The sequence below is a fragment of the Rhodobacter maritimus genome, assembly GCF_058747975.1.
This window is the reverse complement of the sequence record NZ_CM179095.1, coordinates 3,014,084-3,030,512: the sequence shown is the minus strand read 5'-3', so window position 1 is coordinate 3,030,512 and position 16,429 is coordinate 3,014,084. Positions and strand designations below refer to the sequence as shown.

General features: G+C 64.9%; 12 protein-coding genes. 7 read left to right on the top strand and 5 right to left on the bottom strand.

Annotated elements, in window-relative coordinates:
• Window positions 1-2 precede the first annotated feature (2 nt).
• A complete protein-coding gene (locus AC4PTO_RS15215; protein WP_492729874.1) occupies window positions 3-3,074 on the top strand; it encodes a molybdopterin dinucleotide binding domain-containing protein in 3,072 nt (1,023 codons plus the stop codon).
• A gap of 73 nt (window positions 3,075-3,147) precedes the next feature.
• Here AC4PTO_RS15215 and AC4PTO_RS15210 read toward each other — a convergent pair whose 3' ends face one another.
• A complete protein-coding gene (locus tag AC4PTO_RS15210; protein WP_492729872.1) occupies window positions 3,148-3,612 on the bottom strand; it encodes an Lrp/AsnC family transcriptional regulator in 465 nt (154 codons plus the stop codon).
• Between the two features lie 123 nt (window positions 3,613-3,735).
• Between AC4PTO_RS15210 and putA the strand changes: the two genes are divergently transcribed.
• On the top strand, window positions 3,736-7,179 hold the full coding sequence (gene putA, locus AC4PTO_RS15205; protein WP_492729871.1) for a bifunctional proline dehydrogenase/L-glutamate gamma-semialdehyde dehydrogenase PutA: 3,444 nt from the start codon (window positions 3,736-3,738) through the stop codon (window positions 7,177-7,179).
• A gap of 1 nt (window position 7,180) precedes the next feature.
• Here putA and AC4PTO_RS15200 read toward each other — a convergent pair whose 3' ends face one another.
• The gene (locus AC4PTO_RS15200) at window positions 7,181-7,387 is read right to left on the bottom strand and encodes a hypothetical protein (protein WP_492729870.1); all 207 of its coding nucleotides are present in this window, start codon (window positions 7,385-7,387) and stop codon (window positions 7,181-7,183) included.
• A 590-nt stretch (window positions 7,388-7,977) separates the two neighbouring features.
• On the opposite strand from AC4PTO_RS15200, the gene AC4PTO_RS15195 reads away from it, so the two are divergent.
• On the top strand, window positions 7,978-8,583 hold the full coding sequence (locus AC4PTO_RS15195) for a polysaccharide biosynthesis/export family protein (protein WP_492729869.1): 606 nt from the start codon (window positions 7,978-7,980) through the stop codon (window positions 8,581-8,583).
• 24 nt (window positions 8,584-8,607) lie between these two features.
• On the top strand, window positions 8,608-10,020 hold the full coding sequence (locus AC4PTO_RS15190) for a hypothetical protein (protein WP_492729868.1): 1,413 nt from the start codon (window positions 8,608-8,610) through the stop codon (window positions 10,018-10,020).
• Window positions 10,021-10,050: 30 nt separating this feature from the next.
• Here the strand turns inward: AC4PTO_RS15190 and AC4PTO_RS15185 are convergent, their stop codons facing one another.
• Window positions 10,051-10,830 carry a CpsD/CapB family tyrosine-protein kinase gene (locus AC4PTO_RS15185; RefSeq protein WP_492729867.1) on the bottom strand — a complete coding sequence of 260 codons (780 nt, stop codon included), beginning with the start codon at window positions 10,828-10,830 and terminating at the stop codon, window positions 10,051-10,053.
• Window positions 10,831-11,067: 237 nt separating this feature from the next.
• Between AC4PTO_RS15185 and AC4PTO_RS15180 the strand changes: the two genes are divergently transcribed.
• Complete coding sequence (locus AC4PTO_RS15180; RefSeq protein ID WP_492729865.1) at window positions 11,068-12,069, top strand: glycosyltransferase family 2 protein; 1,002 nt, start codon at window positions 11,068-11,070, stop codon at window positions 12,067-12,069.
• Between the two features lie 6 nt (window positions 12,070-12,075).
• On the opposite strand, the gene AC4PTO_RS15175 is transcribed toward AC4PTO_RS15180, so the two are convergent.
• The gene (locus AC4PTO_RS15175; protein ID WP_492729864.1) at window positions 12,076-12,831 is read right to left on the bottom strand and encodes a WecB/TagA/CpsF family glycosyltransferase; all 756 of its coding nucleotides are present in this window, start codon (window positions 12,829-12,831) and stop codon (window positions 12,076-12,078) included.
• A gap of 355 nt (window positions 12,832-13,186) precedes the next feature.
• Between AC4PTO_RS15175 and AC4PTO_RS15170 the strand changes: the two genes are divergently transcribed.
• Window positions 13,187-14,038 carry an acyltransferase family protein gene (locus tag AC4PTO_RS15170; RefSeq protein ID WP_492729863.1) on the top strand — a complete coding sequence of 284 codons (852 nt, stop codon included), beginning with the start codon at window positions 13,187-13,189 and terminating at the stop codon, window positions 14,036-14,038.
• A gap of 6 nt (window positions 14,039-14,044) precedes the next feature.
• On the opposite strand, the gene AC4PTO_RS15165 is transcribed toward AC4PTO_RS15170, so the two are convergent.
• A complete protein-coding gene (locus AC4PTO_RS15165; RefSeq protein WP_492729861.1) occupies window positions 14,045-14,614 on the bottom strand; it encodes a serine O-acetyltransferase in 570 nt (189 codons plus the stop codon).
• Window positions 14,615-14,901: 287 nt separating this feature from the next.
• Between AC4PTO_RS15165 and AC4PTO_RS15160 the strand changes: the two genes are divergently transcribed.
• Window positions 14,902-16,311, top strand: a complete 1,410-nt coding sequence (locus tag AC4PTO_RS15160) for a hypothetical protein (RefSeq protein WP_492729860.1) — start codon at window positions 14,902-14,904, stop codon at window positions 16,309-16,311.
• Window positions 16,312-16,429: the final 118 nt, after the last annotated feature.

The window sequence follows — 16,429 nt, the reverse complement described above, 5'->3', positions numbered from 1 at the left end:
AGATGTCCACTCGTCGCAATATTCTCAAGGGCGCAGCTGCCGTGGGGGCATTGGCCACCTTCGGTGCGGGCTATGCCGAAACGGCAAGGAAACTGGCCCGCGGAAAATGGGCCGGTGCCGTGCCGGACGCCGCGTTGACCGGCAATTCGGTGGCCGCGGAATTCTCGGTCGATCCCGAAACCGGCGATCTTGGGCTCAATCCCGATCAGCGGGTTTGCTACACGATGTGCATCGGCTGCACGACGATGTGCGGCGTGCGGGTACGGGTCGACCAGAAAACCAACAAGGTGTTGCGTGTGGCGGGCAATCCGTATTCGCCGCTCAGCACCGATCCCGCACTGCCCTATGAAACCCCGGTGCGCGACAGCTTCCGCGCCATTGCCCATGCCGGACAGGGCGACGGCCAACTTTACCGCTCGACCGCCTGCGGGCGGGGCAACGCGGTGCTCCAGCAACTCGACAATCCGCGCAGGGTTCTGCAACCGCTCAAGCGGGTCGGGCCGCGCGGTTCGGGCAAGTGGCAGACGATCAGCTTCGAGCAGCTTGTCGAAGAGGTGGTCGAGGGCGGCGACCTGTTCGGCGAGGGCCATGTCGCGGGCTTGCGCGAGATCCGCGATCTGGAAACCCCGATCAAGCCCGGCGCCCCGGAATTCGGTCCGCGTGCCAATGGCGTGGTCATGCTCAGTTCGGTCAATGACGGACGCGACCTGATCAATACCCGCTGGCTGAAGCAGGCCTATGGATCGAACAACTACGTGCGCCACGGTTCCTATTGCGGGGGGTCGTATCGCTCGGGCTCGGGGGCGATGTTCAACGATGTGAAAGGCATGCCCCACGCCAAGCCCGATTTCGGCGAGTCCGAGTTCATCCTGTTCGTCGGCACCGCGCCGGGCAATGCGGGAAATCCGTTCAAGCGGGTGGGCGCGTTGGTGGCACAGGCCCGCGCCGAGGGTGACCTGTCCTATGTCGTGGTCGATCCAGTACTCAACAACGCCCAAAGCGGTCCGTCCGACGCGCGCGCGCGCTGGTTGCCGATCAAGCCCGGTACAGACGGAGCGATGGCGATGGGCATGATGGCCTGGATGTTTGAGAATGGGCGCATCAACGAGACCTACCTTGCCCAGCCCAGCCAAGTGGCCGCCGATGCGGCGGGCGAGCTGAGCTGGACCAACGCGACCCATCTGGTGATCGTCGACGAGGCGCATCCCCGCATGGGCCGGTTCCTGCGCGGTTCCGATATCGGTCTGGACATCGGGGGCGAGGCCTATTCCGAGGCCGATCCCTTCCTTGTCGCGTCGGATGCGGGACCGGTAGCCGCGGGCGCGACCGCGGCGCCGCTTTATTTCGACGGGCTGGCCGAGACCGCGGGCGGCCCCGTGGCTGTCAAGACCTCGCTGACGCTTCTGCGCGAACAGGCGATGTCGCGCGGCATCGGGGAATACGCCGCCGCTTGCGGCATTCCGGCCGATACGATCATCGCCCTTGCAGATGAGTTCACCAGCCACGGCCGCAAGGCCGCGGTGAACTCGCATGGCGGGATGATGAGCGGGTCGGGCTTTTACAATACCTATGCGCTGATGATGCTGAACACGCTGATCGGCAACCTCAACTGGAAGGGTGGCACGGTCGTTGCGGGCGGAGGCTTCCCCGACAACAAGGGTCCGGCCTACGACCTGGCCGGTTTTCCCGGCGCGCTGAAGGCCGGCGGCCTGCCGCTTGGCCGCAACGTCCCCTACGAAAAGACAAGCGAGTTCAAGGTTAAGAAGGCGGCCGGAAAGCCCTGGCCGGCCGATGGCCCATGGTATCCCAATGCGCCGGGGCTTGCGACAGAGTGGTTTTCTTCCATCGTCACGGGGTATCCCTACGGGATCGAGGCGCTGATCCTGCGCAATGCCAACCCCGTCTACGGTATTCCGGGGATCGAGCATATGGTCGCGCAGCTGAAAGACCCAGGGATTGTGCCGCTCATCATCTCGATCGACCCGTTCATCAACGAAAGCACGGCGCTGTCGGATTATATTGTGCCCGATACGGTGATGTATGAAAGTTGGGGCTTCGCCAAACCCTGGAGCGGTGTCGCTACAAAGATGACAACGGCCCGCTGGCCCGTGGTGGACCCCAAGGTGGGGCGCACGGCCGAGGGGGTGCCGATCGACAGCGACATGTTCCTGATCGCGATTGCCAAGCGGATGGGTCTGCCGGGCTTTGGCGATGAGGCCATCCCCGATGCGGATGGCGTGATGCATCCGCTCAATCGTCCTGAGGACTGGTATCTGCGCGGAGCGGTCAACGTGGCCATGATCGGCAAGCCCGTTCCCGATGCAAGCGATGACGACATTTCGGTTTCCGGCGTCGACCGGATCCGGGATGCGCTTGAGGCCGTGCTGAAACCCGGAGAATGGCGTAAGGCTGCCATGGTCTATGCCAAGGGCGGACGTTACGAGAACGGCGACAAGGGCTTTGATGGAGAACGTGCCGCCCATGCCTGGAGCGAGCCGCTGCAGGTCTATAACGAAGGCATCGGCAGTGCCCGCAACGCGCTGACGGGCAAGCGTTCCCCGGGGGTGCCGACATGGCGAGAGGCGGAGTTCGCCGATGGCTCGAAAGTGTCGGGGCATTATCCGCAAAGCGAATGGCCGGTCTCGGTGATCAGCTTCAAGTCGCCGCTTCAGAACTCTTATTCCGTCGGGGCCAAGGCGTTGCTGCGCATCGTGTCGTCCAATCCGGTGAATATCGGTCGCACCCTGGCCGAGGCGCATGGCATCGCCACGGGCGACATGGTGCGCCTCTCGACGCCGGGGGGCAGCCTGACCAGTGTGGCGGTGGTGCGCGACGGCGTGGCGCCCGATACGGTCGCCATCGAGCATGGCTTCGGGCACCGCGCCTTCGGGGCTGCGGACATCACGGTCGATGGCGTCACGATGCCCGCCGACCCGCGGCTTGCGGCGGGCGTGTCGCATAACGATCTGGGCATGCTTGATCCCACCCGCCCGCAGGCCGGGGTCTGGGTCGATCCGATCTCGGGCGCTTCGGTGCGGCAGGGCCTGCCGGCCCGGATCGAGCGGATCGGCTAACCGTTCAAGGGGCCCCTTCGCCCCCTTGTCTGCGCGTGGCGATGCGAGGATACGGCGCACCGCCACGCGCAGGTCAGATCGGCGTTGCCGACTGCTCGACCACCGCTTCCATCGCCACATAGGTCGAGGTCGCATGCACATGCGGCAGCGCCGAGATTTTCGCGCCCATGATCTGCCGGTAATCCGCGATATCGCGCGAGCGCACCTTGAGAAGGTAATCGAACCCGCCGGCGATCATGTAGCACTCTTCGACCTCGGGGATCTGGCGCACGGCGGCGTTGAACTTGTCCAGCGCGCCCTGGCGCGTGTCGGACAGGCGCACCTCGACATAGGCGACATGGCTGAGGCCGAGCTTCAGCGGCGACAGGATCGCGCGATAGCCGGTGATCAGCCCCTCATCCTCAAGGCGCCTGATGCGCGCGGCCACGGGCGTTTTGGAAAGGCCCACCTCGCGCGCAAGCTGCGTCAGCGGGATGCGGGCATCATGGGTCAGCCGTTCAAGGATGCGGCGGTCGATCTGATCCAGCTTGATAGGCATATGGTATGATTTCTGACGGCAAATACAGACGATAAGCATAGCTGATTGCCTATCTTTGGGCAACATGACCAGCGAATGCCCGCTATCATCAGGGATCGCCACCCATCCGAGCAGGAGCATCCGATGCCCACCCCGTCCCGCGTCGCAGACCCCTTGTGGACCGCGCTGTCCGCCGAGAAATTCCGCCCCGAATCCGAGGTGCTCGACGCGCTTGTGCGCGAAGCCGCCCTGCCGGCGGTGCAGCGCAAGGCGATCTCCGGGCGTGCGGCGGATCTGGTGCGGCGCATCCGCGCCGAGGCCAGCCCCACGCTGATGGAGCAGTTCCTGGCCGAATACGGGCTGTCGACGCGCGAAGGGGTGGCGCTGATGTGTCTGGCCGAGGCGATGCTGCGCGTGCCCGACCGCGACACGATCGACGCGCTGATCGAGGACAAGATCGCGCCCTCGGACTGGGGGCGGCATCTGGGCGAGGCCTCGTCCTCGCTGGTCAACGCCTCGACCTGGGCGCTGATGCTGACGGGGCGGGTGCTGGACGACGATCAGCCCGGCCTTGCGGGCACGCTGCGCGGCGCCATCAAGCGGCTGGGCGAGCCGGTGATCCGCGCTGCGGTCGGCCGGGCGATGAAGGAAATGGGGCGTCAGTTCGTGCTGGGCGAAACCATCGCCAAGGCGCTGGATCGTGCCCGCACGCGCGAGGCGCAGGGCTTCACCTACAGCTACGACATGCTGGGCGAGGCCGCGATGACCGCGGGTGACGCCGCGCGCTATGCCCGCGCCTATGCCACGGCGATCGACGCGATCGCGGGGGCTTGCACCAAGGGCTCGGTTCAGGCCAATCCGGGGATCTCGATCAAGCTGTCCGCGCTGCATCCGCGCTATGAGGTCGCGCAGGAAGCCCGCGTGATGGCCGAACTGGTGCCCGTCGTGCGCGATCTGGCGCGGCGCGCGAAAGCGGCCGGGATGGGGCTTAACATCGACGCCGAGGAACAGGACCGGCTGGTTCTGTCGCTGCGCGTGATCGAGGCGGTCCTGTCGGATGCGGAGCTGGCGGGCTGGGACGGTTTCGGCGTGGTCGTGCAGGCCTATGGCAAGCGCGCGGGGCTGGCGATCGACTGGCTTTACCAGATCGCCACGGCGCTTGACCGCAAGATCATGGTGCGCCTGGTCAAGGGCGCCTATTGGGATACCGAGATGAAGCGGGCGCAGGTCGAGGGGCTGCCCGATTTCACGCTGTTCACCTCGAAAACCGCGACCGATGTCAGCTATATCGCCAATGCGCGCAAGCTGCTGGGCTATGCCGACCGGATCTATCCGCAATTCGCCACGCATAATGCCCATACCGTTGCCGCGATCCTCGAGATGGCGGGCGATGTCGAGTACGAATTCCAGCGCCTGCATGGCATGGGCGAGCGTCTGCACGACATCGTCCTGCGCGAGGGCAAGACGCGCTGCCGGATCTATGCCCCCGTGGGTGCGCATCGGGATCTGCTGGCCTATCTCGTGCGGCGGCTGCTGGAGAACGGCGCGAATTCCAGCTTCGTGAACCAGATCGTGGATGAGGATGTGACGCCCGAGGATATCGCGCGCGATCCGTTCGATGGGCTGGCCGCGGCCGAGGCCCCGGCCGGCCTGGTGCCGCCGCAGTCGATCTTCGGTGCGGACCGGCGGAACTCTCAGGGGTTCGACCTGAGCGATGCGGCCACGCTGGCCCGGATCGGGGCGATGCGCGAAGGCGTGGCCCTGCCGGACGCCGCGCCGATCGTTGCGGGGCAGGGCACGGGCGCGGCGCGCGACGTGGTGAACCCGGCCAGTGGCGCCCCTGTCGCCACCGTGACCGAGGCCGATGCGGCAACCGTCGCCGCCGCCATCGACGCGGCCGCGGTATGGGATGCCCCGGCCGCCGAGCGCGCCGCGATCCTGCGCCGCGCGGCCGGGCTTTATGAGCGTGACTTCGGCCCGATCTTCGCCACGCTTGCGCGCGAGGCCGGGAAATCCCTGCCCGATGCCGTGGGCGAGTTGCGTGAGGCGGTGGATTTCCTGCGCTACTATGCCGGTCAGGCCGAGGCTTCGGGCAAGATCGCGCCGCGTGGCATCATCACCGCGATCAGCCCGTGGAACTTTCCTCTGGCAATCTTCACCGGCCAGATCTCGGCCGCGCTTGCGGCAGGGAATGCGGTGCTGGCCAAGCCCGCGGCGCAGACCCCCGTCATCGCCGCCATGGCGGTCCGCCTGATGCATGAGGCCGGGGTGCCGCGCAGCGCGCTGCAATTCCTGCCCGGCGACGGGGCGACGGTGGGGGCGGCGCTGACCTCGGACCCGCGCGTGGCGGGGGTGGTCTTCACCGGCTCGACCGCGACGGCGCGGCGCATCCGCAACGCGATGGCCGAGAACCTCGACCCCGGCGCGCCGCTGATCGCGGAAACCGGCGGGCTGAACGCGATGATCATGGATTCCACCGCGCTGCCCGAACAGGCGGTGCGCGACATCGTCGCCTCGGCCTTCCGCTCGGCCGGGCAGCGGTGTTCGGCGCTGCGCTGCCTTTACGTCCAGGAGGATGTGGCCCCGCATCTGATCGAGATGATCAGGGGCGCGATGAACGAGCTTGTGCTGGGCGACCCGTGGGATCTGGCAACGGATGTGGGCCCCGTGATCGACGCGACCGCGCAGGCCGATATCGCGGGCTATGTCGCGCGCGCCGAACAGGAGGGGCGGTTGCTGCATCGGCTTGACGCCCCGGCCACGGGCCATTTCGTGGCCCCCGCGATGCTGCGCGTGAACGGGATCGCGGATCTGGAGCGCGAGGTGTTCGGCCCGGTCCTGCATGTGGCGACCTTCCGCGCGGGCGATGTCGGCAAGGTGGTCGCGGCGATCAACGCCTCGGGCTACGGGCTGACCTTCGGGCTGCACACCCGCATCGACAGCCGCGTGCAAGAGGTGTTCGACGCGCTGCGCGTCGGCAATGTCTATGTCAACCGCAACCAGATCGGCGCCGTCGTGGGCAGCCAGCCCTTCGGCGGCGAGGGGCTGTCGGGCACCGGCCCAAAGGCGGGCGGGCCGCATTATCTGCCGCGCTTCGGCACCGCGCCGGAAGGGCGCGGGGGCGATGTGGCGCAGGACTGGGCGCAGGAGGCCGATCTGGCCCTGCTGCGCCGCGCGCTTGCCGCCCCGGCGCCCGCCGCCCCGATCACAGAGGAACTGATGCCCGGCCCGACCGGAGAGCTGAACCGCCTTGTCCTTTTCGCGCGCGAGCCGATCCTGTGCATGGGCCCCGGTCCCGAGGCCGTCAGGCGCCAGATCGCGCTGGTCGAGGGGCTGGGCGGCCGCGCCGTGGGGGTGGACGGCCGGGTTGCACCATCCGTGCTGGAAACCCTTGCGGGGCTGTCAGGCGTGATCTGGTGGGGCGGGGATGCGCGCGCCCTGGCCTGTGCGCTTGCCCGCCGCGACGGGCCCATCCTGCCGCTGATCACCGGAGCGCCAGATCATGGCCATGTCGCCTATGAACGGCACCTGTGTGTGGATACCACCGCTGCGGGCGGAAACGCCGCCCTCCTTGCTGGTGGGCAATAGTTCAGAACTGAAGCTGCCCCTTGGTTCTGCCGCCCCGCTCATGCCGGAGGCGGCAGAAATACACGCCCACCGCGAGCAGCAGAGAACCGAGCGCGGCCGCGAGGGGGAACAGGACCACCGAAACCCAAAGGGGCAGACCGCCGGCGACAAGGGCAGCCATCAGCGCAACGCCTGCAAAAGTGCCAAATCCCGCAATCACAATAGGCATCGGTTTCTTCCTGAACTCGTCCATGGCGCCAAGGCAGAATCGGCCCCAAGGGTTAAACTTTCCTTAGTATGACCAGTATTGTGCGCGTGTCTCCGCCTCATATCCGCCGGTTTGGCCCGGATTGCGGATTGGCGCGCAGGTCGTGAAGTGATTCAGGCAGAACTTTGCCGAAATTGCAACAACCATAGGTTGAAAAATTCGAGATCAGGCCGGAAGAGAAACAAGGGGCGGCCCGCCTTCCCAGTTTGCGCGGGCCAGCGGCCGATCGGGCGGGGTGCTGCCGCAGATTCCCGGCAGGCGCGCCCTGCGCCGAAGTCTGTTAATTCTTGTGGCGCCTTCCGCCGTGATTCGCGTGATTCGGCAGCAATTGGGAAACAATCGTTCTGCGAATTTTGCCGCAGGTGCAAAGCAGCCCTTGACCTAGCGGAAGAGGTCTTTGTAATTGCTGTAATAATAGGCCCGGCTCCGCATGAAGCTGCCGAGGGGTATGTGTGCGAAAGCCGCAACACCGTCACATTATTGCCGTGCGGTGGGGGAATCGTTGGTATAGAACGAACTCGCTGCAAGAGGCGCGCTCGAAGGGGATGAACATGAGAACTCTGCTTGTCATGCTGGCAACGCTGCTGGCGACCGTTTCTCTGAACTCGGTTGCATTCGCACAGGAATACAAGATCCAGCGCGGCGACACGCTGCGCGTCGAGGTGCGCGAGGATCCAAGTCTGAACCGTGACGCGCTGGTCATGCCCGACGGGCAGATCTCGCTTCCGCAGATCGGCACGGTCCGCGCGGCTGGCCGCACGGTCGATCAGCTCAGCGGTTCGCTGGTGGGCGCGCTGTCGCCGAACTTCGCCGCCCCGCCGAGCGTGTTCGTCTCGCTCGCATCGCGCGCCGAACCGATCGAGCCGCTGCCGCCGCGCACCGTCCAGTCCTTCGCCCTGGGCGAGGTGGAAACCCCCGGCGCGATCGAGATGCGTCCTGGCACCACGGTTCTGCAATTCATCAGCCAGGCCGGCGGCATGACCCGCTTTGCCGCCAAGAACCGCGTTCAGCTGCGCCGCACCAATCCCAAGACCGGACAGGAAACCGTCTATGTGATCGACATGCGCGCCCTTGAGAGCGGCCAATCGCTGACGCAGAACTATGTGATGCATCGCGGCGATGTCGTCTTCGTGCCGACCCGTCGGTTGTTCGAATAACCTTTGCAAGCTAGGCGGGCCGAAATGAAGCTGACCCTGAAAGGGCGCAATTCCGTTGCTGGTATTGCCATCATCGCGTCCGGTGCGCTTGGCGCGATGGTCGTGCCCGCGGCTGGTCAGGAGTTTCCGCGCTCGGGCGTGCTGCTGACCTTCGATATCAGCCAGCGGCTGGAGACCGACAGCAACCTCGATCTTGACGAGACCAGCCCCGGCTCCAGCACGATTGCCACGACCCGGTTCAATTTTGGTGTGCAGACCGATAACGGCATCAGCCGCCTCGATTTCGGTCTGGGGCTTGCGATCCGCGGCTTTGACGTTCCGACCCGCACCGACAGTGCAGATTTCGACAACCCGGATGTCCGTTTCGCCTATACGCGCGAAGGCGCCAATGCGGTTTTCGAAACCCGCGCGCGCTATATCCGTTCCGACATTACCTTCATCCGTCCGCTGGACGATCCGCTTGGCGACCCGGATATCCCCGATCTGCTGGCTGACCTTGACGATCTGCGTGGCGGCGGCTGGCGGGAGGATCGTTTCTTCTCGACCCGGCTGGAACTGGGTACAAGTTCCCTGATCGGCTTCACCATCGACGCGACATATCTTGATCGTCGCTATGAAGATGTCACAAGCCCCGATCTGTTCGACAACCTGCGCCGTAGCATCGATACGGAAACCCGTTTCTCGGTTTCGCCTGCCACGGATGTATTCCTGCGCCTCGGGCATGAACGCCTGAACGAGTTCGAGGCGATCCCGCGCAAGGAGCAGACCACCGATCTGGCGCTTGGCGTCCGGCACGAATTCTCGGATGTCCTGCGCCTTGAGGCCGAGGTTGGCCCGTCCTGGGTGCGTGAGGAAATCGCCGGGGTGGTCGCACGGGAAAATGGCATCGACGGATCGTTCCTGCTGACCCATGACCTGCCGACCGGCGATGTCGGCCTGTCCTTCGTTTCCGATACCGATGAGGATGGGACGAATTCGCGCCTCAGCGTCAGCCGCCGGTTCGAGCTTCCCGACGGAGAGTTTTTGGGCAGCATCGGCGTAGCGCGCGGCCCGCATGGTGAAACCGAGGCGATCGGCTCGGTTGATTACCGTCAGGTCCTCTCCGTGGGCACCATCGGAGTGTCGCTGGATCGTGACATCACCTTCAGCGATACGGATGGCGATGAGACGCTGACCGAAGCCGCGCTGAGCTATGTCTTTCCGATCAACGAGGTGTCCAGCTTTGGTCTTGGGCTCAGCACCAGCCGGTTGAAAAACCTCGATACCGGGGCGCGGGAAGAGCGCTCGAACATCGGGCTTACCTACAGCTATCTCTTGGACGACAGCTGGGGCCTGAATGTCGGCTATCGCCACCGTCTGCGCGATGTCGGCATGGGCGAGGCGAAGTCGGACGTGTTTTTCGTGACCTTCAGCCGCCATTTCGACGGCACGTTTTGAGCTGATCCAGAACGCTGCGGCTATAACGGCCTAGTTGCCGTAATAGCCGTAGCGGTCGGTTTCGCTGTCTTCGGCGCGATTCAGCACAACACCCAGCAGCTCGGTCTGGTCCTTGAACAGGCGTTCGCAGGCGGCCACTTCCTTGGCGCGGGTGCTGTGCCCGTCCGCCACCAGAAGCACGCCATCGACCTGCGGCAGGAAGGCCAGCACGTCATCGCACAAAAGCGCGGGCGGAAGGTCGTAGATCACCACATCGGGTTGCAGCGCGGCGCGCATTTCGTCAAGCGCCCTTGCCGTGTCGGGTTCTTGCAACAGCTCGGCCGGGTCCTGCGCCGAGGCCTTGTTCAGGCCCACCGCCAGGTTCGGCGCGATCCGCAAAAGATGCTCGTTCATCGGAACGGTTCCGTGCAGCGCCTGCGCGATATTACCCGCATCGCGGATGCCAAGCGTCGGCGCAAGGTTTGGAAGCCGCAGGTCAAGGTCCATCAGGACGACACGGGTGCTGGGCTTGTGCGCGATGCTGAAGGCCAGGTTGGCGGCCACGAAGGTCTTGCCGCAGCCCTTCGTGGGCGAGGTGATGGCGACGCGGCTCCAGCCGCGGGATTTCAGCGCATGCAACAGCCGCGTGCGCAGAACGTCAAACGCGACCGAGGCCGGATTCTCGCGCGAGGCGCTGACCAGCCGGTTCGATTCCAGGTGAAGGGGGTTCAACTCGTAGGTGCGGATCTCTTCCCACGCGCGGTCGACCTCGGCTTTGTCGGGATTCTGCACGATGGGATCAGCCTCCGGAATATTGCGGCTCTTGAACATCAATTCGGATCCCTGCCTGTAATTCGAAAAAGCAGAGAAGGACTTGCCTGTATCATTCACGCGTATTCGCTCACTCAATTTGCTTTCGCAGATCGGCGGGCGAAAATGCCCGCTGGGTAGATTCGCGTCTGCTGCAGTTGCTTAATACACCAATACCGGACAAGAAAGGCCTAGAACCACCCAGATGTGGCAGTGTGGCGCAAAACGCAACCCGATCGGAAACAAATGAGGCAGGCAATGGCTTCTGTAGACCGCCCCAGCGTCGTGGATGCTGTCGTCATCGGACGGAACGAGGGTGGGCGCCTTGTCGCTTGCCTGACATCCATGGCCGGGGCCGCGCGCCGGATCATCTATGTGGATTCAGGCTCCACCGACGGTAGCCCCGAGGCGGCCCGCGCCGCCGGGGCCGAGGTGGTGATGCTGGATCTCGCGCAGCCGTTCACCGCCGCACGGGCGCGCAATGCCGGGCTTGCCGCCCTGGCGGAGGGCGCCCCGGAAGAGGGCGAGGCCTATGTGCAGTTCGTCGATGGCGATTGCGCGCTGCGCGAGGGCTGGCTTGAGGCCGCGCGCGGATTTCTGGATGCGAACCCCGCCGTGGCGGTCGTGTGCGGCCGCCGCCGCGAACGTCACCCCGAAGCCTCGATCTACAACCATCTGTGCGATCTGGAATGGGACACGCCCGTGGGCGAGGCGCTTGCCTGCGGCGGGGATGCGCTGATGCGGCGCAATGCGCTGCTTGAGGTCGGCGGCTACCGCGACGGTCTGATCGCGGGCGAAGAGCCCGAACTGTGCCTGCGCCTGCGGGCACGGGGCTGGAAGATCTGGCGCATCGGGCAGGAAATGACTTGGCATGACGCGGCGATCACCCGCTTCGGGCAATGGTGGCGGCGCACCCGCCGGGCGGGGCACGCCTTTGCCGAAGGTGCCGCACTGCATGGCGGCGGCCCCCAGCGGCATTGGGTCGCCGAGACCCGGCGTGCGCTGGTCTGGGGGCTTGGTGTTCCGGTGGCCGCACTTCTGGCGATGGTGCTTGTCGGGCCCTGGGGGGCGCTGGTATTGCTGGCATGGCCTGCGCAGGCGGTGCGGCTGGCCTGGCGCAACAGGGCGCTTGGCGCGCGCATGGCGCTTGTCGTGGGGGTGTTTTCCACCTTGGGCAAGATCCCCGAAATGTTGGGCGTTCTGGAATACCACCTCAAGCGGCGGTTCGGCCGTGCCTCGCGCATCATCGAATACAAGTGAAGGTGATCAGTCCTCGCCGCGTTGCCGCAGGGCGGCAACGGTCTGACCGGGCAGAATGGCGATACATTTGGCGTAGCGCGGGATCAGCCGGCGCGGGCTGGACAGCATCCGCCAGACCCATTCCAGCGCCAGGCGGCGCACCCAGACGGGCGCGCGCTTCTGCGTGCCCGCGATGAAATCAAGCCCCGCCCCGATCGAGGCGAAGCCGGTTTGCGGCGCAAGTTCACGTCCACGCGCGGCCAGAAGTTCCTGCTTCGGCGCGCCAAGCGCCAGAAAGCACAGCCCCGCGCCCGATGCACCGATCTCGGTCAGGATCGCGGCCGCGTCGGCCCCTTGCGGATCGAAACCGAAAGGCGGTGCGATGCGGCGCACGACCTTCAGCCCGGGCACTTCGCGGGCCAGATCGGCGGCGGTCTGTTCGAGAACCGCATCCGTGCTGCCCAGAAGGGCAACCGTCACCCCCTTGTCGCGTGCCAGCCGGGCAAGCGGCAGAACCATGTCCGACCCCGGCACCAGTTCGACCGGCTTGCCCGCCAGCCGCGACAGCCACACGATCGGGTTTCCGTCCGCCACGATCAGGTCATGTGCCGCATAGGCGGCGCGAAAGGCCGGGTCCGAGGCCAGTTTCACAAGGTGATCAAGGTTGATCGTGGCAAGTGCGAAACCTTCGCGCGCCTCGAAAAGTGCTCCGATTCGTGCCAGAAGCTCTGCCTGGCCGGGAATATTCACGCGGATCACATGGGGGGGAAAGCTGAACTGCAACCTGAATACTCCGACAACGCCGTGCGCGGGGGCTTTGCATGGTGGCACCGCCACGGCAATGAACCTGGCGACGTGAACACAATTCTTTGCCCGACCGCAAGGTTTTACCGCGTGGTGGGCCGGCGCACCGGGTATCCCGCCTTGGCGGATTCTGGCCGGATGACAGTGCCGAAAACAACCTGATGGCGCAGCTGCGCAAGAAAACAGCCGTTTAAGATTGTGCCGGCCACCCTCTTCCGTTACGACAACCCGCATCAAGAACAAGCGCCGAGTCATGACGTCCATTAGCGGAACGCATCGCCATTCCATTGATCTGCTCCGCTTCGTTGCGTCTTTCGGCATTGTTTGGGCCCATATGCTCAACCCCCAGCCGATCGCCGCGATCGGCTATGCCGCGCTTGCGATCTTCCTGATGATGGTGCCGTTCCTGTCCGTGCGCTTCTACGAGGAACGCGCGCGCCGGACGCAGGAGGGCGCGCCTAGGGTGCCGCGCCGCCGGTATCGCCTGTCGCGCAGGATGTCGCGGCTGTTGCTGCCCTGGCTGTTCTGGTCTGCGTTCTACAAGCTGCTTCTGGTGGCGCAGTCGGGCGATTTGCGCAGCCTGTTCACGATTACCGATCCCTGGTCGCTTCTGGTGGGCCCCAGCATCCATCTGTGGTTCCTGCCCTTCATCTTCGTGCTGTCGGGCTTTGCCATCGTGGCGCCGCAGGTGCTGCGCAACCGCAATTCGGTGATCGTCGGATCGGTGCTGGCCTTTCTTGTGTCGATGCCGGTGATGTGGTTGCACGACACGGGCGATCTGGTCGTGCCGCTAGCGCAATGGGCCTTTGGGTTGCCGCCGTTTCTGTATGGGCTGCTTCTGGCCTTCGGCATCAGGTTCCGCGTTGCCTGGGCGCCGGTAGCGTTCTTTGTTGCGACGGCGGTTCTGTCATGGCTGCGCGGGGCGGAGTACTGGCCGGCGCATTATGTGCTGGCCGTTCTGATCTTCGCTCTCGCATGGAAATACGAGATCAAGTCGACCTCGTTCCAGAAGCTGGGTGCGCTTGCCTACGGGATCTATCTGATCCACCCGTTCTTCATGGCCATCTGGTATCACTTCGCGGGATTTGGCCAGAACACCTTCCTGGGGATCTTCGTCGTGTTCACGCTTGCTTCGATCGCCACGGCGATCATGCGCCGGCTGCCCTATCTGCGCGCCCTGGTCTGAGCGGGCCTAGACCTCGCTGCGCGGGGCGTTGCGGCCGATGCGGATGATCCGGGCCGGAACGCCCACCGCCACGCCATGGGCCGGCACGTCGCGCAGCACGACCGTATTCAGCCCGATGATTGCGTGATCGCCCACGGTGATCCCGCCGATCAGGCGCGCACCGGCCCCGATATCGACATGCCCGCCGATCACCGGCACCTTGCTGCCCTTGCCGATGCCGATCGTGACATGGTTGAAGATCATGCAGTTCGGCCCGATCACCGCATCGGGGTGGATGATGATCCCGTTGGGATGTTGCAGCCGCAATCCGCCACCGATCCGGGTTTCAAGCTGGATCTCGCACTGGGTCACCGTGCTCCAGAACATGTGCTGGGCGGTCCAGTATTTGCGCCGCAGATAGGTCAGCGGTCCGGTCTTGCCGCGCAATGCCTGGTAACGACGGATGCAGCGCAAGAGGCGCCGCCCCGGATCCCAGAGTTTCGTGACGGCTTCACGGCTCCAGTCCGGCTCGGTCGGGGAAATCCCCGTCGGATCGACCGGAGTGCCGAAATCACTGACTTGGCTTGCGTGGTTCAACTGTTGGGCGCTCCCTGTCAGAGCGGGTGAGACAACGCGAAGATTCGACAACCCGGCCACCGGAGGCATTGACGCGCTGCCATCTCTCTGCGACGTGCTACATAACTGCTTCCGTGGCGTTCCTAGGTCAAGCCAAACCCATCTCTGCTGCCGTTTTCCACGCAAGACCGTGCAACAGGGGTGTTCTTCTGGTAACAACCTGACCGGGACCGGAACGTCATGGCGGCTCGGTCCCCGGTCAGATCGCAACCCGCCAAGGACCGGCAACCCGAGAGCGACCCGAGACGATGCCCAACGCCCTTTCGTTCCTGATGCTGCTGATCTGGCCGATCGTGACCTTTGTCATGTTCGCACGCATGCCGCTGGAGCGTGCGCTGATCTGGTCGATCCTGGGCGGGTATCTGCTGCTGCCGCCCTTGGTGAATTTCGACCTTCCCCTGCTTCCGCCGCTGGACAAGGCCACGATCCCGAACCTTTCGGCCTTTGCGGCCTGCGTGCTGATGCTGGGCAAGCGGGTGTCCATCCTGCCAGAGGTCGCGCTTGGCAAGCTGCTGATGGTGCTGATTGTCGTCAGTCCGGTCGCAACCGTCCTGACCAACCCCGAGCCCGTCACCTTCGGTGTCGTCTACCTGCCGGGGATGACGATCAGGGATGCGCTGTCGGTGATGATCAACCAGTTGCTGTTCCTGCTGCCCTTCTTTCTTGGCCGCCGCTTCCTGTCGGACGAAAAGGCCATGCGCGAGATCCTGATCGCGCTTGTTGTCGCGGGGCTGATCTACTCGGTCCCGATCGTGATCGAGGCGCGGCTGAGCCCACAGCTCAATATCTGGATCTACGGCTTCTTCCAGCACTCGTTCGAGCAGATGGTGCGCTTTGGTGGCTTCCGTCCGATCGTGTTTCTCTATCACGGGCTCTGGGTCGCGTTCCTGGTCCTGATGACGCTGGTATCGGCGGTGGCACTTGCGCGGCTGGAGCCGGCCGATAACAGGCCGCGGCACATCCTGATCGTGCTCTGGCTGGCGGCGATCCTGCTATTGTGCCGCAGCGTTGGGCCGGTGATCTATGCCATCGGGCTGATCCCGCTTGTGCTGGTGGTCAAGCCGACGGTGCAGGTGCGTGTCGCCGCGGTGCTGGCGCTGATCGTGGTGGCCTATCCGATGCTGCGCGGCGCGGATCTGATCCCCGTCGACGATATGGTCGAGCGTGCTTACGCCTTCGATGCGGCCCGCGGCCAGTCGCTTGAATTCCGCTTCGACAACGAGGCCGTCCTTTTGGAGCGTGCCAGCGAAAAGCCCCTGTTCGGCTGGGGCGGATACGGACGAAACATGGTCTTCGACCCCGAAACCGGCAAAAGCCTGACCGTGCCGGACGGGCGCTGGATCATCGTGATCGGGCTTCTGGGCTGGGTCGGCTACATCATGGAATTCGGCCTTCTGGCGCTGCCGCTTGTATATCTGGCGATGCAGGCACGCAGCCATGCGAATGTTCTGTCGCCCTATGCCGGGGTGATCGCGCTGATCCTGGCGGCGAATATGGTCGATCTGTTGCCCAATGCCACGCTTATTCCCTTCACCTGGCTGATGGCCGGTGCGATTCTGGGTTATGCCGAGGCGCTCCGTGCCGGGCGCGTCACACGCGCAAGCGGAATCGAACCTTTGCCCGAGGCCCCCCCACGACCACGGACTGTCATAGGATAAACAGGGCTTTTCTGCACCGCAGAGGACGATCTGGGCGCTTTACGCAACCCGTTTTGCGGTGCATGCTCTTGATATTGAGTGGTGAATTGGTGGCGTGCCGGATGCGGTACGCATTGGG